Source organism: Mesorhizobium sp. 8, assembly GCF_006351905.1.
GTDB classification, from domain to species: Bacteria; Pseudomonadota; Alphaproteobacteria; order Rhizobiales; family Rhizobiaceae; genus Mesorhizobium; species Mesorhizobium composti.
Genome location: NZ_CP040914.1, coordinates 1,489,209 through 1,505,845 on the forward strand (window position 1 = coordinate 1,489,209; position 16,637 = coordinate 1,505,845).

Annotated in this window: 19 protein-coding genes and 1 pseudogene; 9 read left to right on the forward strand and 11 right to left on the reverse strand. The window is 65.0% G+C overall.

The window, feature by feature from the left end; all coding sequences use genetic code 11:
* Nucleotides 1–70: 70 nt before the first annotated feature.
* Nucleotides 71–361, reverse strand: coding sequence for a DUF2127 domain-containing protein (locus tag FGU64_RS23825; RefSeq protein WP_348639795.1), 291 nt, complete (start codon nucleotides 359–361; stop codon nucleotides 71–73).
* A complete protein-coding gene (locus tag FGU64_RS23830; protein ID WP_348639784.1) occupies nucleotides 307–555 on the reverse strand; it encodes a DUF2127 domain-containing protein in 249 nt (82 codons plus the stop codon). Before FGU64_RS23830 ends, FGU64_RS23825 begins: the two co-directional genes overlap by 55 nt.
* A 38-nt stretch (nucleotides 556–593) precedes the next feature.
* On the opposite strand from FGU64_RS23830, the gene FGU64_RS07030 reads away from it, so the two are divergent.
* A complete protein-coding gene (locus FGU64_RS07030; RefSeq protein WP_139951708.1) occupies nucleotides 594–1,136 on the forward strand; it encodes a phosphatase PAP2 family protein in 543 nt (180 codons plus the stop codon).
* Between the two features lie 51 nt (nucleotides 1,137–1,187).
* On the opposite strand, the gene FGU64_RS07035 is transcribed toward FGU64_RS07030, so the two are convergent.
* A complete protein-coding gene (locus FGU64_RS07035) occupies nucleotides 1,188–1,583 on the reverse strand; it encodes a cupin domain-containing protein (RefSeq protein WP_139951711.1) in 396 nt (131 codons plus the stop codon).
* A gap of 234 nt (nucleotides 1,584–1,817) precedes the next feature.
* Here FGU64_RS07035 and FGU64_RS07040 point away from each other — a divergent pair, with 234 nt between their 5' ends.
* Nucleotides 1,818–3,884: an elongation factor G gene (locus FGU64_RS07040; protein WP_139951714.1), complete on the forward strand. Its 2,067-nt coding sequence runs from the start codon at nucleotides 1,818–1,820 to the stop codon at nucleotides 3,882–3,884.
* Between the two features lie 741 nt (nucleotides 3,885–4,625).
* On the opposite strand, the gene FGU64_RS07045 is transcribed toward FGU64_RS07040, so the two are convergent.
* The gene (locus tag FGU64_RS07045; RefSeq protein WP_139951717.1) at nucleotides 4,626–5,522 is read right to left on the reverse strand and encodes a LysR family transcriptional regulator; all 897 of its coding nucleotides are present in this window, start codon (nucleotides 5,520–5,522) and stop codon (nucleotides 4,626–4,628) included.
* Nucleotides 5,523–5,604: 82 nt separating this feature from the next.
* Nucleotides 5,605–6,579 carry a thioredoxin-disulfide reductase gene (gene trxB / locus FGU64_RS07050; RefSeq protein WP_139951720.1) on the reverse strand — a complete coding sequence of 325 codons (975 nt, stop codon included), beginning with the start codon at nucleotides 6,577–6,579 and terminating at the stop codon, nucleotides 5,605–5,607.
* Between the two features lie 228 nt (nucleotides 6,580–6,807).
* Here trxB and FGU64_RS07055 point away from each other — a divergent pair, with 228 nt between their 5' ends.
* A complete protein-coding gene (locus FGU64_RS07055; protein WP_139951723.1) occupies nucleotides 6,808–7,284 on the forward strand; it encodes an Lrp/AsnC family transcriptional regulator in 477 nt (158 codons plus the stop codon).
* Between the two features lie 534 nt (nucleotides 7,285–7,818).
* Here the strand turns inward: FGU64_RS07055 and FGU64_RS23500 are convergent.
* The 4 genes and pseudogenes from FGU64_RS23500 to FGU64_RS07075 all read right to left on the reverse strand — a co-directional run.
* Nucleotides 7,819–8,049: pseudogene (locus tag FGU64_RS23500) on the reverse strand (glycosyltransferase family 25 protein); the annotation flags it as partial.
* Nucleotides 8,050–8,378: 329 nt separating this feature from the next.
* Nucleotides 8,379–9,419, reverse strand: coding sequence for a glycosyltransferase family 4 protein (locus tag FGU64_RS07065; protein WP_139955286.1), 1,041 nt, complete (start codon nucleotides 9,417–9,419; stop codon nucleotides 8,379–8,381).
* A 64-nt stretch (nucleotides 9,420–9,483) separates the two neighbouring features.
* Nucleotides 9,484–9,957 (reverse strand): transcription elongation factor GreA, encoded by a 474-nt coding sequence (gene greA / locus FGU64_RS07070; protein WP_136358855.1) that lies wholly within the window; start codon nucleotides 9,955–9,957, stop codon nucleotides 9,484–9,486.
* A gap of 183 nt (nucleotides 9,958–10,140) precedes the next feature.
* Nucleotides 10,141–10,491, reverse strand: a complete 351-nt coding sequence (locus FGU64_RS07075) for a DMT family protein (protein ID WP_139951728.1) — start codon at nucleotides 10,489–10,491, stop codon at nucleotides 10,141–10,143.
* A gap of 134 nt (nucleotides 10,492–10,625) precedes the next feature.
* Here FGU64_RS07075 and FGU64_RS07080 point away from each other — a divergent pair, with 134 nt between their 5' ends.
* The 5 genes from FGU64_RS07080 (at nucleotide 10,626) to FGU64_RS07100 (ending at nucleotide 15,055) form a co-directional block, all read left to right on the forward strand.
* Complete coding sequence (locus tag FGU64_RS07080; RefSeq protein WP_139951731.1) at nucleotides 10,626–11,051, forward strand: DUF3775 domain-containing protein; 426 nt, start codon at nucleotides 10,626–10,628, stop codon at nucleotides 11,049–11,051.
* 76 nt (nucleotides 11,052–11,127) lie between these two features.
* Entirely contained in the window at nucleotides 11,128–12,024 is an 897-nt protein-coding gene (locus FGU64_RS07085; RefSeq protein WP_139951733.1) for an extensin family protein, read from the forward strand.
* Nucleotides 12,025–12,128: 104 nt separating this feature from the next.
* Nucleotides 12,129–12,941 (forward strand): extensin family protein, encoded by an 813-nt coding sequence (locus FGU64_RS07090; protein WP_139951736.1) that lies wholly within the window; start codon nucleotides 12,129–12,131, stop codon nucleotides 12,939–12,941.
* A 36-nt stretch (nucleotides 12,942–12,977) separates the two neighbouring features.
* Entirely contained in the window at nucleotides 12,978–13,679 is a 702-nt protein-coding gene (locus FGU64_RS07095; protein WP_139951739.1) for an LssY C-terminal domain-containing protein, read from the forward strand.
* Nucleotides 13,680–13,744: 65 nt separating this feature from the next.
* Nucleotides 13,745–15,055, forward strand: coding sequence for a hemolysin family protein (locus FGU64_RS07100; protein ID WP_139951742.1), 1,311 nt, complete (start codon nucleotides 13,745–13,747; stop codon nucleotides 15,053–15,055).
* A gap of 77 nt (nucleotides 15,056–15,132) precedes the next feature.
* Here FGU64_RS07100 and FGU64_RS07105 read toward each other — a convergent pair whose 3' ends face one another.
* Entirely contained in the window at nucleotides 15,133–15,738 is a 606-nt protein-coding gene (locus FGU64_RS07105; RefSeq protein ID WP_139951745.1) for an NADPH-dependent FMN reductase, read from the reverse strand.
* 88 nt (nucleotides 15,739–15,826) lie between these two features.
* Between FGU64_RS07105 and FGU64_RS07110 the strand changes: the two genes are divergently transcribed.
* On the forward strand, nucleotides 15,827–16,198 hold the full coding sequence (locus FGU64_RS07110; RefSeq protein WP_230978795.1) for a helix-turn-helix domain-containing protein: 372 nt from the start codon (nucleotides 15,827–15,829) through the stop codon (nucleotides 16,196–16,198).
* Between the two features lie 2 nt (nucleotides 16,199–16,200).
* Here the strand turns inward: FGU64_RS07110 and FGU64_RS07115 are convergent, their stop codons facing one another.
* On the reverse strand, nucleotides 16,201–16,599 hold the full coding sequence (locus FGU64_RS07115; protein ID WP_139951748.1) for an acyl-CoA thioesterase: 399 nt from the start codon (nucleotides 16,597–16,599) through the stop codon (nucleotides 16,201–16,203).
* Nucleotides 16,600–16,637: the final 38 nt, after the last annotated feature.

A 16,637-nucleotide genomic window follows, 5' to 3' on the forward strand; every position in this document is an offset into this window, starting at 1 on the left:
AAAGCTTTGAGAAGCCCGGCCTAGCGCCGGGCTTTTCCGTTTGGAACGCAAAGCCGGACCGTAACCCTGATCATGGTCTCCCCTTGAGCGGATCGAGGCGCCGGACGACGCGATACTCGTGCCAGATCAGCCAGATCACGACGATGTCGAAGACGCTGAGCACGATCAGCCCCCAGCCATGCGTGTAGGAGAAACGGTAGAGCTGGTAGACGATGAACAGGCCCATGACGACCAGCGACGCCGGATAGGCCCACAGCTTGTTTCGAAGCAGCCCCGCCACCAGGAAGAGTTTCACCAGGCCGTGGCTCAGCAGATAAAACGCATAAAAATGCTTGGTTCCACGGAAAAGCCTTGAGCCCAGGCCAACAGATGCGTGGCGAGAAAATCTTTGGGATCCTCGATCAGTTCTTCTTGCGTGAGCGCTTCGACCACCCTTGAGACCGTATCCATACCGATCAGGCCGATCGCGATGCCGCCGGCGCATTCAAGCAGGGCATGGAGGCCCTTGAGCACGATGCCTACCCGGAAGATCCGGTGAATCTGCCGTTCTTCCATTGCCACTCTCTCGAACAACCCGTTGCGAAGTACTACCGATGGACCAGGAAATCACACGTTGGATCAATGCGCCGGCGGGCAGCCATGCGGCACTGGACATGGCGATGATCGCCCTGACCCGATATGGCGTGCCGCTTCTCGTCCTGCTGGTCGTGGTGCAATGGTGGAGCCGGCAGGACCGCCTGCGGCTGCGCCATACCTGCATCGCCGCCGGCCTGTCCTTCCTGGCCGGCCTCGGCCTCAACCAGATCATCCTGCTGTTCGTCCATCGCGTCAGGCCCTATGACGCAGGCGTCAGCCACCTGATCATCGAGCACAGTGCCGACTGGTCGTTTCCTTCCGACCATGCGACGGCTTCCTTCGCGATCGCAGCCGCCTTCCTGCTGCACGGCTTCAAGGGACGCGGAAGCGCGTTTCTGGTCGCCGCGCTGGCCGTCTGCCTGTCCCGCGTCTATGTCGGGACGCACTACACGACCGACATTCTGGGCGGCGCCGCGACCGGCATCTTCGCCGCCATTCTAGTGCGCCAGCTCTATCGGGCGGGTACCACGATGGACAGGCTGGTGACCGGCCTGCTGTAACGCATCCATCCGCCAGGCTCGGCGGCATCCGGGCGCGCCGGCCCTGCCCCATCACCCGCCGTACTGCTCGTCCGAAACCTTCTCCAGCCAGTCGACGGGCGAGCCGTCGAGCGCCTCCTGCATGGCGATGTGGGTCATGGCCGTCTTCGGCCCGGCTCCGTGCCAGTGCTTTTCGCCCGGCTCGAACCAGATCGTGTCGCCGGCCCTGATCTCCTGGATCGGCTCGCCCCAGACCTGGACGCGCCCGGCGCCCGAGACGACATGCAGCGTCTGGCCGAGCGGATGGGTGTGCCAGGCGGTGCGCGCGCCCGGTTCGAAGCTCACCGATGCGGCGCGCAGCCTGGCCGGCGCCTGCGTGTCGATGATCGGATCGATGCGGACCCGGCCGGTGAAATAGCTGTCGGGTCCGGCAGCGCTCGGCTTGCTGCCGCAGGCAATGATCTTCATGGCGGTTCTCCTTGCTGTCCTCATGATGAGGCCACCATCGCGCCATGCGCAAGGATGCGCCCGCTATTTCCCTTGCCCTGCCCGCGAACCCGTGTGACGATATCCATGGCCATGCGCCGAGAGCCGCCTGGCCGCGACGGCTGCAGGCCGGCCGCCGCTCAACAAGAGTGCGGTCGGCGAAGCACGGCCCGTTTTGCTGACTGCACCGCTGAGAAACGCGAGTGGAGGTCAGCCATGGGAAATCGTGCAGGGGGTAATCGCGCCGGAGGACGACGCACGGGACCGAAATGCATCGCCATCATCGGTCCCTTCGCAAGCGGTAAGACGACACTTCTGGAAGCCATCCTCGCCCGGACGGGCGCCATTCCCCGCCAGAACCCTGTTTCCTCCGGCAACACCGTATCCGACCACTCGGCCGAAGCCCGCGCCCATGCCATGAGCGTCGAGGCGACCTTCGCCACCACCGAGTTCATGGGCGATACGCTGACCTTCGTCGACTGCCCCGGCTCCATCGAATTCGCCTTCGAGGCCGAGCCGGTTCTGGCTGCCTGCGACGTCGCGGTGGTCGTCGCCGAGGCAGACGAGAAGAAGATCCCGGCTCTGCAGCTCATCATGCGCAAGCTGGACGATCTCGGCGTGCCGCGCATCCTGTTCCTCAACAAGGTCGACAAGGCGATTTCGGGCGTTCGCGAAACGCTGAAGATGCTCCAGCCCACCAGTTCGGTGCCGCTGCTCCTGCGCCAGATTCCGTTGCGCAAGGACGGCGTCGTCATCGGCTCAATCGACCTCGCGCTGGAGCGCGCCTACGTCTATCGCGAATATGCCGAGAGCGAAGTCATAGACATTCCCGGCGACGACAAGGCGCGCGAGACGGAAGCGCGCTTTTCCATGCTGGAAACGCTGGCCGATCACGACGACCAGCTGATGGAACAATTGCTGGAGGAGATCGAGCCGCCGAAGGACGCGGTGTTCGACGACCTCTCCGCCGACCTGCGCGACGGCACCGTCACCCCGGTGCTGATCGGCACCGCCGAGAAGGGCAACGGCGTGCTGCGCCTCCTGAAGGCGATCCGCCACGACGCCCCGGATATCGAGGCGACCCGCAAGCGGCTCGGCGTCGCCGAAGACGGCGCCACGATCGTGCAGGTGATGAAGACCGTCCACACCGCGCATGGCGGCAAGCTTTCGGTGTCGCGCATCCTGTCGGGCCAGGTGGCCGACGGCGCAGAGCTTTATCTGTCCGACGGCGAGACCGCCAAGGTTTCGGGTATCTATCGCATGCTCGGCAAGGACCAGGCCAAGGTTTCCTCGGCAGCGACCGGCGACACCGTCGCGCTGGGCAAGCTGGATCGCGTGGCGACCTGCGATACGCTGACCTCCGCCAAGGGCGGCATGAAGCCTCTTGTGAGGCTGGAGCCGCCGGCGCCGGTCTATGCCGTCGCGCTGCGCCCCAAGGAGCGCAAGGACGACGTCAAGATGTCGGCGGCCATCCAGCGGCTCGCCGAGGAGGACCCGTCGCTGACCCTGACGCACAACCAGGACTCGGCCGAGACGGTGCTGTCGGGCCACGGCGAGATGCACTTGCGGGTAGTGCGCGAGCGACTGGAAGGCAAGAACCAGATTGCCGTGGAAGGCCACGCGCCGGCCGTCCCCTATCGCGAGACCATCCGCAAGCCGGTGGAGCAGCGCGGCCGCCACAAGAAGCAGTCGGGCGGCCACGGCCAGTTCGGCGACGTCGTCCTGCAGATCAAGCCGCTGCCGCGCGGCTCAGGCTTCGAGTTCACCGACACCATCACCGGCGGCGTCGTGCCCAAGACCTACATCCAGTCCGTCGAGGCCGGCGTGCGCGATTATCTCAGGAACGGTCCGCTGGGCTTCCCCGTCGTCGACGTCGCGGTAAACCTGTCGGACGGCTCCTACCACTCGGTCGATTCCTCCGACATGGCCTTCCAGATGGCCGCCAAGCTCGGCATGAAGGAAGGCATGGCGCAGTGCTCGCCCGTACTGCTGGAACCGGTGATGAAAGTCACCATCGTCACCCCCTCCGACGCCACCGCCAGAATCATCGCGCTGGTGCCGCAACGGCGCGGCCAGATTCTCGGCTACGACGCCCGCGACGGTTGGCCGGGCTGGGACGTGGTGGAAGCGACGATGCCGCTGGCCGAGATCGGCGACCTCATCATCGAACTGCGCTCCGCCACCGCAGGCGTCGCGACCTACCAGGCGGCGTTCGACCACATGGCCGAACTCACCGGCCGGCTGGCCGACGCAGCCACCAACGCCGCCGGCAAGGCTGCGTAACGAATATCGAGTTGATCGAGAAAACGGCGCCCGGAAAAACCGGACGCCGTTCGTCGCGGACCGTTTCCGGGAGGAAAACGGCAGGTCCGCCGCACCGTATCGCCGGGTTCGCCTGAAGGAACTCCGACAAGAAAAGGCTGGACGCGGTCGCCGCCTGAGCCCGGCTTTCCGAGTGATGCCCCCATCTCCCGGATCGCCACACCGCGTCCTATTTTTTCTTAGCCGGATAGAACGCGCATATGCACGTTACCTGATGTTACACGTCACCGTTACGCGCGGGAAAATCCCGCTTTCCCCGCACAGGAGCGAAAAACGGTGAGGGGCGGCTCGTTCGATCTATCGACGAGAAGAAGCGGGCGCCGACGGGTTCGCATCGGCCCTAGCGCAGACAACAAAAAAGCCGGATCCAAGAAGATCCGGCTGAGTTGATGGAGTTGCCTATAAGGCTAAACCTCCAGAGGGGAACACTCGTGAGCGCTAATGGGAGGAGAACGCGCTCAGGAGATGATCTGTATATGGGCCTACCCTGCCCAAGAAACAAGCATCTATTTTGCAACGCACACATGCAAAAAGACGAGACCTGTGGTCCAATGCACATTTTACGATCAGTAGGCCAGAATCCGGGCACTCAAACCGATTAATTGTTTCGGGGACAGGCATATTGCATTGCGGGAGCAAGACCGCCCGCATCGCCGCCGGACGCCAGTGCCGAAGATGCGCGCATGGCTCGTGCGGCGGCGCTCAATAAGTCCAGTTGCGCGCCTTGGCGAACATGAAATCGCGGAAGACTTTCAGCTTGGCCTGGTTCTTCATCGCTTCGGGATAGACGAAGAAGGTATCGAAGGACGGTCCCTCGAGCTCGGACAGCACCGGCACCAGGCCGGAATCCTTGCCCGCCATGTAATCGGGAAGCATGGCCAGACCGACGCCGCGCCGCACCGCCCGCATGATCGACATCAGGTCGTTGATCTGCAGCACCGACGTGCGCCTCTGCCCCTCGGACTTGCCGACCGTCTCCAGCGCGTTGAGGCCGGCGAGATAATGCGGAACCGGTTCACCGAAGGTGACGATGCGATGGTCGTCCAGATCGGCAACCGACTTCGGCGTGCCGTGCTTGTCGAGATAGGCCTGTGCGGCGAAGACGTGCAGGTGCACCGTGAACAGCCGCCGCTGGATCAAATCCGGCTGCGACGGCTCGCGCAGGCGCACCGCGCAGTCCGCCTGCCGCATGGTGAGATCCAGTTCCTCGTTGGTGAACACCAGTTGCAGGTTGATCTCCGGATAGAGGTCGAGGAATTCCTTGGACCGCTCGGTCAGCCAGCCGGTGCCGAGCCCCACCGTCGTCGTCACGCGCAGCACGCCGGACGGCCGGTCCTTGGTCTCGGCCAACCGGCTCTTGATCGATTCCAGCTTCATCAGCACGTCGTGGGCGGTGCGGAACAGCATCTCGCCCTGCTCGGTCAGCACCAGCCCGCGCGCGTGCCGGCTGAACAGCGGCACCCCGACGTCGTGCTCCAGCGCACTCACCTGCCGCGAGATCGCCGACTGCGACAGATGCAGCGTCTCGGCGGCATGGGTGAACGACCCGGCCTCCGCCGCCGCGTGAAACACGCGCAACTTATCCCAATCCAACGCCATGGTTTCCCCTCGTTATGGTTTTGGCGTCTTAATGCGGAATCAGGCTTTTACGCGACTTGCCTCGCCGCTTTCATGAGCCGCGTCATTCCGCCGCTTCGCGGTGCACCTCTACTCCCGCCAGATATTTTTCCGCCTCCAGCGCCGCCATGCAGCCCATGCCTGCCGCGGTCACCGCCTGGCGGTAGATGTCGTCGGTGACGTCGCCGGCGGCAAAGACGCCGGGAACGTCCGTGCGCGTCGAATCGGGCGCCGTCCACAGATAGCCGTTGGCCTTCTGCTTCAGCTTGCCGGCGAACAACTCGACCGCCGGCGCATGGCCGATGGCGACAAAGACGCCGTCCACCTTGAGCAGGCTTTCCTGGCCGGTCGCGACATTGCGCAGCTTCAAGCCCTCGACCGAGGGCGGCAGCGGTGCCTTGCCCGGCCGGCCGGTGATCTCGTCCACCACCGTGTCCCAGATGACGCGGACGTTTTCCTTGGCGAGCAGCCGCTCGCGCAGGATGCGCTCGGCGCGGAATTCGCTGCGGCGATGGATGACGGTGACGCTTTTCGCCAGGTTGGCGAGATAAAGCGCTTCCTCGACCGCCGAATTGCCGCCGCCCACCACCGCGACGTCCTTGCCGCGATAGAAAAAGCCGTCGCAGGTGGCGCAGGCCGACACGCCGAAGCCCATGAAGGTCTGCTCGGAGGGAATGCCCAGCCACTTCGCCTGCGCGCCGGTGGCGATGATCAGCGCGTCTGCGGTGTAGACGGTGCCCGAATCGCCGCGCGCCACGAACGGCCGCACGTCGAGGTCGACTTCCGTGATGATGTCGTTGACGATCTCGGTGCCGACATGCTCGGCCTGCTTCTGCATCTCGCCCATCAGCCACGGCCCCTGCACGGGGTCGGCGAAGCCCGGATAGTTCTCGACATCGGTGGTGATCATCAATTGCCCGCCCTGTTGCAGGCCGGCGACCAGCATCGGCTTCAGCATGGCGCGGGCAGCATAGATCGCCGCCGTATAGCCGGCCGGGCCGGAACCGATGATGAGGACTGGCGCGTGCTTGGTGGTCATGGAGCCCCACAGGAAACAACCGCCGGACGCGGCGGAACATGGCATCGGGCGGTAATGTAAGGGCTGCCCGCCACCCCAGCAAGGACGCATGCACAGTGTCCCCGGAAAGCTGCATCGGGCTGACCGGCCGGACAGACCACAGAATCCCGCATGCCGGGGACTGGCGCGCAGCCAAAAGTCGTTTAATGACTAGGGCACGAAAGAATCTTGCGCACGGAAAAGGCGCCCATGCTGCAAAAAGCCGATCTCGACGCCATCGACTGGAAAATCCTGCGCGAACTCCAGGAAGACGGCCGCATGACCAATGTCGAACTGTCGCGCCGGGTCGGCATTTCCGCGCCGCCCTGCCTACGCCGGGTGCGGCGGCTGGAGGAGACCGGCATCATCCGCGGCTATCGTGCGCTCCTCAATGCGCCGGCGCTGGGCATGGACGTGGTGGCCTTTTGCCTGATCGGCCTCAAGCACCAGTCGGAAACGGAACTGAAGGCGTTCGCCGACCTCACGCGCGGCTGGCCGATCGTGCGCGGTGCCTGGATGGTATCGGGAGAATCGGACTTCCTCCTGCACTGCGTCGCTTCAGACCTCGCCACCTTCCAGAGCTTCGTCATCGAGGCCCTGACCTCGACGCCCAACGTCGACACGGTGCGCACCGCGCTGACCATCCGCAAGGTCAAGGACGAAGGGCTGGTGGAGATTCCTGCCTGAACCGGCGAGGCGATATGCGCTGAGCCGGGAAATGGCGACGACCTTGTCTTCGAACAACCGTCTATGCTTGGCGAATTGATAGTACCATCTGCGTTCACGCTGCCCCCGGCTCCTGCCGGCCGCATAAATCAGACTGCCGAACGCAGCGTCCGTGAACGGCGCCGGCCAGAGTGCATAGCCGTGACCATGTCGCGTCAGCCAGTGGCGAAAGAAATTGTCGACCGGCGCGAAAATCTTGTCGTGCCCGGCAAGGAAGGCCTCGGCGCCGCGACGCGACCATAGGATCGCGCGCGTCAACACCGGGAAGTAGTGGGCAGCCTGTAAGGTGCTTGTGAATGTGCCGACCGTGAAGCTCGAAACGCGGGTCCCGAAAAGTGTCCTGTGGGCGCCGAGGTTGGCGAGAATCCACTGTCGGTCGAGCCCATCCAGCACCGGCACCATCTGCGTAAGCAACTGCCGGGGATCGCATAACGGCACGACGTCGTCCTCGAGCACCAACCCGTAGTGGGCTCCCGATGCGACGAACCGGGCGGCGGCGGCAAGATGGCTGCGGTAGCAGCCGATCTCCGCCCCGATGAGCGCGCGCCCCATATAGCGCTCGGCGCGGCTATCGTCGTAATCCTCCAGCATGGACAGGTCGAGCTTGCGCCCATCGACCGCCGGCACGCGCTCGAACTCGACGCCGAATGCCTCGAGCCGCTCAGCGATTGCGGCAAGGCGGTCGGCACTTCCGTCGAGATTGATGACATAGACGCCGAGGCTCATGACTTCAGCATCCTCAGGCCGATATCGAAATCCGCCCTGACAGGCGGAACGACATACAGGCCCTGCGGGGAACAGACGATCAGATGATGACCACTCGACAGGCAGGAAAGCGCACTGACCTGCTCGATCGGACCCAGCGCGCGTCCTGTCCAGAACGACGCAAGCGTCCGGCTTACCTCGATGCCCAAAATTCCCCCATTCCGGCAGCCCCCGCTGCCGTCGCCCCAAAAGAAGAGCAGATTCGGTTTCCTTGAAACCGAAAACTACTCTAACTCTCTACTTCAAAAATAATCTTGAATGCAATTCTTCTTTACGCGGAAAATCCTCTATTACCCGCCGTTCAGCTGACGATAGATATCGATCAGCTTGCCAGCCTCCCCCTTCAAGGGAAAGGTCTCGCGCACAAGAGTCAGGGCGTCTGCGGACGCTTGCCTGCGTTCCGGTTCAGCATCCATCCATCGCCCCGTCGCATCGATCATCGCGCCAGGATCGTCGCGTGGAATAAGCGTGCCTGTCGCGCCATCCTCGATCAACTCGGAAAAGGCACCGACATCGGCCGCCACCACCGGAACGCCGCTCGCCATCGCCTCCAGCGGCGTCAGGCCGAAGCCTTCCCAGCGCTGCGGCGCCACGAACAGTGACAGTGCCCGGTACCAGCGCTCGATATCCTTGTGCTCACCGACGAACAGGATGCGGTCGGCAAGCCTTGCCTTCTCAACCCGCTGCTTCAGTTCCGCCTCGAAACCCTTGTGTTCGGCCGTGGCGCGACCGGCGACGATCGCCGACCAGCCGGGCCGCGAGGGCAGCAGAGAGATCATCGCGTCGACGAACAGGTCGGTGCCCTTCTGGTGCCGGACCCGGCCGAAGCAGCCGACATAGGTTTGCGCCGGATCGAGGCCGAGGTCCGCCTTCGCCGCCGCGCCATCGGCCGGCGGATGAAAACGGTCCAGGTCGATGCCGTGCATGATGACGGTGTTGGGCACTTCCAGATAGGCGGCGGTCTTGCGGCTGGTGGCGATGACCGCGTCCATCCGCCGGATGAGGAACTTCGTCCAGCGCTTATGCCGCCGCTGCGAAGCGGACGTGAAGACGAGCTTCAGCGGCGCGCGCAGGACGTTGCGCAGCACCACGCCTGCCAGCATCTCGACGTTGCGGCGGGCGTGCCAGATCCGATACCGGCCGCTGGCGGGCCGGCGCAACAGGCTGGGAACCTGCCACCAGCGCATTTTCGGCAGGCCGTCCGGCAGGCCCGGACCCAGTGTCGCGATGCCGATCTCCGCCGCCTGCAACGGCACAAGCTGGATGATGGTACTGGTGACGCCGGAGAGGCGGCGCTTGAAATTCGGCGCCACCACCTCGACCTTGCGCATGTCGACGCCGGGGCCTTTGCCAGCGGCTATGCCGCCCTGCTCCTGCGCCCCCACGCCCGGCCCCTTACCGGAACTGCACTTCCACGATCTCGTAGCCGCGCGCGCCGCCCGGCGCGTTGACCTCGATGGCGTCGCCGACTTCCTTGCCGATCAGCGCCCGCGCGATCGGCGAGGAGATGGAGATACGGCCGGACTTCACGTCCGCCTCCTGGTCACCGACGATCTGGTAGGTCTTCTGCTCTTCCGTGTCCTCGTCGACCAGAACCACCGTCGCGCCGAACTTGACCTTGTCGCCCGACAGCTTGGTCACGTCGATGACCTCAGCGCGCGCGATCAGGTCCTCCAGCTCGGCGACGCGGCCTTCGTTGAGGCTCTGCGCTTCCTTGGCGGCATGGTACTCGGCGTTCTCGGAAAGGTCGCCGTGCGAGCGCGCCTCGGAGATCGCCTCGATGATGCGCGGCCGCTCTTCCTGCTGGCGCCAGCGCAGCTCCTCCTTTAGCGTCGAAAACCCGTTCGCGGTCATCGGGACCTTGTTCATGATCTCAGTCTCGCCTTTCCTGCCGCCCTCCCGACATTTTGGGGAGGGAAACATCCTCTTTGAGTCAAAAAGAAAACGGCCCGCCAGCCATAGGCTGGTGGAACCGCAGACCTTCCAACTCATGAATATAGCAAGCTTTGCGGGTTTTTCACGCTCAAAAAGCGAAAATCCCCATTCACCCGCTCAGCCCTTAAAGATGAAAGCCGCGCCACCGGCGATCAACGCGAAGCCGATGGCGTGGTTCCAGGTCAGCGACTCCTTCAGGTAGAGCACCGAGAAGACGGCAAACACCGTCAGCGTCACCACCTCCTGGATCGTCTTCAGCTCCGCCGCCGAATAGACTTGGCTGCCGATGCGGTTGGCTGGCACGGCCAGCCAATATTCGAAGAAGGCGATCATCCAGCTGGCGACAACCGCCATCCAGATCGGCGAGGTCTTGAATTTCAGGTGCCCGTACCAGGCGAACGTCATGAAGACGTTGGAGGCGACGAGCATCAGCACGGGCAGGACCCTGGCGGAAAGAAGCGTGTCCATGACGGGAACCGGAACTGGAAGGAACGAGGATGCGGCGGCGACGCCGCCGATTCCATTATCCCGACTGGCGCAAACTGCAAGTGGTGACGAACGCCGCCAATCCGCTATCATCGCCCCAGCAAGGAGGCTCGGCGGTGAAACGGCATCGCGACAAGGAATGGGAACTGGCCATCGGCCCCGACACGGTGCGCCTGTTCATCCTCAAGGCCAAGGCGCTGAGCGCGGCCGTCAACGACGATTACGCCGACGGCACCGAGCATGAGGTCGAGTTCGACGGCGACCGTCACGACCGGCACGGCCACGACGGGCTCGCCGAGGAAAAGACGGAAGACCTGACCGAGAAGGAACTGCGCGAGCTGATCGGCGACCTCAATGTCGACGAGGCGGCCGAACTGGTCGCGCTGGCCTGGATTGGGCGCGGCGACTACGACGCGTCGGAATGGGTCGACGCTCTTGCGGCGGCGCGCGAGCGGCCGCATCGCCACACCGCGAAATACCTGCTCGGTATGCCGACGCTGGCCGACTGGCTGGAAGAAGGACTGGAAGCGATCGGCGCGTGACAGTGCCGTAACCGAGATTGATCGGCCGCGGACCTTGCCGAGGCAACCCGTTCGCCGCCCTGCCGTTTTAGGCGGCATGAGGGAAATCCGTTTCGCAACAATCGCCGCCCTGGCCTTCGCCGCACTGATCTGGCCCGGCGGCCAGCCATGGGCAAAGACACCGAAACTGCCGCCGACCGCCCCGCTGCCCGCTCCGAACGAAGCCGCGCCGGCCAAACCGCAGACGCCGGATGCGCCGCCGGCCGAAGCGCCGGTGCCGGCCCCACGCCCGGCAGAGGCGCCGGGCACCGACAAGGCCGAGCCTCCAACCGTCGCGCCGGCTCCGCCCGAAAAGCCGGAACCGCCGCCGGACGCGCAGGACAAAGCCGAGGAACCGGAGAAACCGAAGCCCAAGCCCGATCCGCGCTCGGACGAGACGGCCGCCGACACCTTGCCGTCCGGGGAAATCGCCTGCCGCATGAGGCTGCAAGCCCTCGGCGTCGCCTTCGAGAACCGCAAGGCGGAGCATGACGCCGCCATCGGCTGCTCGATGCCCTACCCCGTTGCCGTCAAGAAACTGGGCACCGCCGGGCTCTCTCCGGACGCCGAGATGAACTGCGCGATGGCCGAAGCGGCCGCCCGCTTCCTGGCCGACGTGGTTGAGCCCGCAGCCAGGGTCGAGCTCGGCAGCGGGTTGAAATCGGTCGAGCAAGCCTCGGCCTTTGTCTGTCGACCGCGCCACAACGGCCAAAAGCTGTCCGAACACGCTTTCGGCAACGCGCTGGACATTTCCGCCTTCGTCCTCGACGACGGCACCCGCATCGAGATCGGCCCTGCCCCGCCAGAAAAGCAGGCGAAATTCCTCGCCAAGGTGCGGCAGGCCGCCTGCGGGCCGTTCAAGACGGTGCTCGGCCCCGGCAGCGATGCCGACCATGCACGGCACTTTCATCTCGATCTGGAATCGCGCCGCAACGGCGGTACCTTCTGCCAGTGAGGTCGCCCTCGCCGCATTTGCGCCGCACGAGTGAACGGCTGTGCTGATCTTTCCTTTACCGATACATCCTATCCTCGGTCGTTCAAGGGACCGGGACCTTCCAGATGGCAAAATCTCCTGCCGCTGCATCGGCCGCGCGCCGCCCGCGGCGCCTGCGCATCACGGGCTGGCTGCTTGCGCTTTCGGCGGCCGGCGCGATCTCGGCCTGCACCAGCAGCGGCGTGCTCGACCTACAGCCGCCGGTCGACGTCGGCACGCAGACGGCCGCCGTTCCCTCTTATTCCGTCGCCACCGTCGTGCAGCCGCCGATCTCCAGCCCGACCATGACGATCGGATATCCGCGCGTGGAAGAACCGGCCTTCGGGCCGGAACCGATGCCGGCCGACGAAGTCGACTGCCGCAAGGAACTGAAGCGCCTCGGCGTCGCCTTCACCGAAGTCGAGCCGATCCATGAAGGCCAATGCGGCATCGACCATCCCGTCAAGGTCTCCGCCATCGGCTCGGTCAGGATGAAGCCGGCCGCGACGCTGACCTGCAACATGGCGGCCACCTTCGCCGCCTGGACCAAAAGCGAACTCGTTCCCGCCGCGCGCTGGCGGTACTGGTCGGGCGTCAAGACCATCCGCCAGGGATCGAGCTATTCCTGCCGCAACATCGCCGGCGAAGGCGTGCTGTCCGAACACGGCAAGGGCAATGCGCTTGACGTCATGAGCATCGAACTCACCAACGGCGAGGAGATCGACGTGCGCAAGCCCGGCCTGTTCGCTTTCCGCACGCGCGGCTTCCTCAACACGGTGCGCGCCGACGGCTGCCAGTATTTCACCACCGTGCTCGGCCCCGGCTACAATTACGACCACCGCAACCATTTCCATTTCGACGTGAAGAACCGCCGCAGCGGCTATCGCGCCTGCCGCTGAAAAGCATAGAATAGCCGGTCTCGCACGGGGGTGCACATGAGCCGGCGAAGGCGCCTGCGACGAGCCTCGAACTGGTTCGCCATCCTATGCGGGCTCTACCTCGGGCTCGCCTACTTCGCCTTGCCAGCCCTGTGGGAATTGCGCGAGCGCGGCGCAGCCGTGCGCGAGATGGTGACGCGCACGTCGCAAGGCATTGCCGGCGACCCCATCAATGTCGGCCTTATCGGCAGCCGGGCGAAGGTCATCCGCGCCTTCGGCCTTGCGAAATGGGATACCGCCGACGCGGTGACGCTGAAGACCGCCGTCGAGATCGGCGAGAGCGTTCTGTTCGACCATCCATATCCCGACGCGCCGGTGAGCACGCTGCTGTTCGATGGACGGCCGCAGGATCTCGCCTTCGAGAAGCCGGTAGGCGGCAGCGCCGACCAGCGCCACCACGTACGCCTTTGGCGGACGGCGGAAACGGACCCGGAAGGCCAGTCGCTCTGGCTGGGCTCTGCGAGCTTCGACCGGGGCGTCGGCCTGAGCCGCGACACCGGCGCCATAACCCACCACATCGCGCCCGACATCGATGCCGAGCGCGCCTTCCTGATCGGCGATCTCACCAGGGCGGGCGTCCTCGGCTCGACCGTCGAGATCGACGGCGTCGGCGCGACGCAGAACGGCCGCAACGGCGAAGGCGATCCCTATTTCACCGACGGCAAGGCGGTCGTCGGCCTGCTGCGGGCCACACCCTGACCGCGCATCCGGGATCGCGCATTTGGTCGCTTCCGGGATGGCGGTCCGGATGCTAAGGACTCGCCATGCTTTACATCGAAATCGCCATCGTGGTCGCGCTCATCCTGGTGAACGGTCTTCTGGCGATGTCCGAACTCGCCATCGTCTCGGCGCGGCCGGCACGGCTGAAGACGATGATCGACCGGGGCGTCGGCGGCGCGGCAAAGGCGCTGGCGCTCGGCGCCGATCCGGGAAAATTCCTGTCTTCGGTACAGATCGGCATCACGCTGGTCGGCGTGCTGTCCGGCGCCTTCTCCGGCGCCACGCTGGGCGAGCGCCTGGCCGGATTCCTGGCGACGCAAGGCGTGGCTGACAGCGTAGCCCACCCGCTCGGCGTCGGCATCGTGGTGGCGCTGATCACCTACGGCTCGCTCATCATCGGCGAACTGGTGCCCAAGCAGATCGCCCTGCGCAATCCCGAGAAGGTGGCGGCGCGCGCGGCCCCGTTCATGGCCGCCCTGGCGAAGATCGCGGCGCCGCTGGTCTTCCTGCTCGATTTTTCGGGCCGATTCGTGCTGTGGCTGCTCGGCCAGCGCGGCGAGAGCGAGGAAAAGGTCACCGACGACGAGATCAAGATGCTGGTGGCGGAAGCCGAGCATCACGGCACCATCGAATCGGACGAGCGGCGCATGATCGCCGGCGTCATGCGGCTGGGCGACCGCGCGGTGCGCGCGGTGATGACGCCGCGCACCGACGTCGACTGGATCAACCTGCAGGCCGACGAGGCCGCCAACCGCAGGCTTCTGATGGAAACGCAGCATTCGCGCCTGCCGGCCGGCGACGGCGTCGATGCCATGATCGGCGTCGTCCAGACCCGCGACGTGCTGGCCGCCCTGCTCGCCGGCAAGGCGCTCGACCCGCGCAAATACGTCCGCGCCGCGCCCATCGTCCACGACCAGGCGGACGCGCTCGACGTTTTGGCCAGGCTGAAGGAGGCGGACATGCCGATGGCCCTCGTCCACGACGAGTACGGCCACTTCGAGGGCGTGGTCACTCCGGCGGACATCCTTGAGGCGATCACCGGTGTCTTCCGCTCCGATCTCGATGCCGACGACGAGAAGGACAGCGCCGTGCAGCGCGAGGACGGTTCCTGGCTGCTCGCCGGCTACATGCCGGCCGACGAGATGGCCGACATCCTCGGCATCGAGTTGCCCGAGAACCGCGACTATGAGACGGTGGCGGGCTATGTGCTGTCCCACCTCGCCCATCTGCCCGGCACCGGCGAGACGGTCGACGCGCAAGGATGGCGATTCGAGGTGGTGGACATGGACGGCCGCCGCATCGACAAGGTCATCGCCGCCCGCCTGCCCGCCGGCCATCGCGAGATCGTCCGGTAAAAGCGGAACGATCCGTCGCTACAAAAAAGGGCGGCATCGCTGCCGCCCCTTCGTCCTGGGAGGAATCTCTGGACCGCTCAGGCGGCTTCGGCTTCCGCCTCCACCACCTCGGCATCGCGCGCCTTCTTGAGCGCCGTGGCCCACCAGACGATGTCATTGACCAGCGCATGTGCCGCCTGGTTGAGGTGATCGATTTCCTCGAGCTTCTTCTCGCCCTGGCGAACGGCGAGGAAATCGCCCAAGGTGATGTGCACGGCCGACTTCACCGGCGCCATCTGCAATTCGACGGAAATCTGACGCAGTTGCTCGATGGCGCGCGCACCACCAACGCCGCCGTAGCCGACGAAGCCGGCCGGCTTCTTGTTCCACTCGGTATAGGCATAGTCGAGGGCGTTCTTCAGCACGCCGGTCGGTGCGTGGTTGTATTCGGCGGCGGTAAAGATGAAACCGTCGAATCCGGCGACTTTCTTCTGCCAGCGCTGCGCCACTTCGTTCTCCGAGGGCACCCACGCGGAAGAAGCGACCTCTTCGAAGAACGGCATCGGGAAATCGCGCAGGTCGACGACCTCCACCTCGATATCGGCATGCTGGCGGGCTATCTTGGCGATCCATTCGACCGGTGCGTCGGCGAAGCGCGCTGCACGCGTCGAACCGACGACAATGGCGATTCTGGGTTTGGACATTTGAGGCTCTCCTTTGGAAACTCTGGTATCCGTTAGATACCGACGCTATATGAGAGACCGGTCCAGTGAATTACAAGGAGGCACTTTTTTGAAATCGGGTCACCTTCATGCAACCGAGGACTGCCGCGCCGTTTCGGAAATCCTCCAGCGTATCGGCGACAAGTGGTCGCTGCTGGTGGTGCGCCGGCTGGGCGACGGACCGATGCGCTTCAACGAACTGCGCGCCGCCGTCGGCGGCATCTCGCAAAAGATGCTGACCGTGACGCTGCGCACCCTGGAGCGCGACGGCTTCGTCACGCGCACGGTCTTCCCCACCATCCCGCCGCGCGTCGACTACGAACTGACCGATCTCGGCCGGGAACTGGAAATACCGGTGCGAGGCCTCGCCGAATGGGCGATCGCCAACAGCGGCCGTATCAACGAGGCGCGGGCGCGCTTCGATACGGCCGCGGCCGCCTGAGGTCAGCTTTCGGACGGCACCGGCGTCGGCTTGCCGTCCTTGTCCAGCGCCACCATGACGAAATCGGCATCGGTGACCTTTTCCATCAGGTCGGAAAGGTAGCGCTGCGCCCACGCCTCGACCTTGAGCACCATCGAGGTGCGGCCGACATGCGCGATGTGGGAGTAGATGCACAGCGTGTCGCCGATCTTCATCGGCTTGGCGAACGCCATCTCCTTCACCGCCGCCGTCACCACGCGCCCCTTGGCGCGTTCAGCGGCGCGGATGCCGCAGGCAAGGTCCATCTGCGCCATCACCCAGCCGCCGAAGATGTCGCCTGCGGCGTTGGCGTCGGAAGGCATGGCCAGCGTCCTCAGCGTCAGTTCGCCATGCGGCTTCGTGCCGTCCACGTAATGCACCATACCGCCTGACCTCCCCTGCTGATTGTCTTCATGCCGTA

Bases quoted from the DNA above. Each gene is read 5' to 3' on its own strand.
- FGU64_RS23830 (WP_348639784.1), bottom strand. From the start codon at position 555: ATGGAAGAACGGCAGATTCACCGGATCTTCCGGGTAGGCATCGTGCTC.
- FGU64_RS07030 (WP_139951708.1), top strand. From the start codon at position 594: ATGGACCAGGAAATCACACGTTGGATCAATGCGCCGGCGGGCAGCCAT.
- FGU64_RS07035 (WP_139951711.1), bottom strand. From the start codon at position 1,583: ATGAAGATCATTGCCTGCGGCAGCAAGCCGAGCGCTGCCGGACCCGAC.
- FGU64_RS07040 (WP_139951714.1), top strand. From the start codon at position 1,818: ATGGGAAATCGTGCAGGGGGTAATCGCGCCGGAGGACGACGCACGGGA.
- FGU64_RS07045 (WP_139951717.1), bottom strand. From the start codon at position 5,522: ATGGCGTTGGATTGGGATAAGTTGCGCGTGTTTCACGCGGCGGCGGAG.
- trxB (WP_139951720.1), bottom strand. From the start codon at position 6,579: ATGACCACCAAGCACGCGCCAGTCCTCATCATCGGTTCCGGCCCGGCC.
- FGU64_RS07055 (WP_139951723.1), top strand. From the start codon at position 6,808: ATGCTGCAAAAAGCCGATCTCGACGCCATCGACTGGAAAATCCTGCGC.
- FGU64_RS07065 (WP_139955286.1), bottom strand. From the start codon at position 9,419: ATGCGCAAGGTCGAGGTGGTGGCGCCGAATTTCAAGCGCCGCCTCTCC.
- greA (WP_136358855.1), bottom strand. From the start codon at position 9,957: ATGAACAAGGTCCCGATGACCGCGAACGGGTTTTCGACGCTAAAGGAG.
- FGU64_RS07075 (WP_139951728.1), bottom strand. From the start codon at position 10,491: ATGGACACGCTTCTTTCCGCCAGGGTCCTGCCCGTGCTGATGCTCGTC.
- FGU64_RS07085 (WP_139951733.1), top strand. From the start codon at position 11,128: ATGAGGGAAATCCGTTTCGCAACAATCGCCGCCCTGGCCTTCGCCGCA.
- FGU64_RS07090 (WP_139951736.1), top strand. From the start codon at position 12,129: ATGGCAAAATCTCCTGCCGCTGCATCGGCCGCGCGCCGCCCGCGGCGC.
- FGU64_RS07095 (WP_139951739.1), top strand. From the start codon at position 12,978: ATGAGCCGGCGAAGGCGCCTGCGACGAGCCTCGAACTGGTTCGCCATC.
- FGU64_RS07100 (WP_139951742.1), top strand. From the start codon at position 13,745: ATGCTTTACATCGAAATCGCCATCGTGGTCGCGCTCATCCTGGTGAAC.
- FGU64_RS07105 (WP_139951745.1), bottom strand. From the start codon at position 15,738: ATGTCCAAACCCAGAATCGCCATTGTCGTCGGTTCGACGCGTGCAGCG.
- FGU64_RS07115 (WP_139951748.1), bottom strand. From the start codon at position 16,599: ATGGTGCATTACGTGGACGGCACGAAGCCGCATGGCGAACTGACGCTG.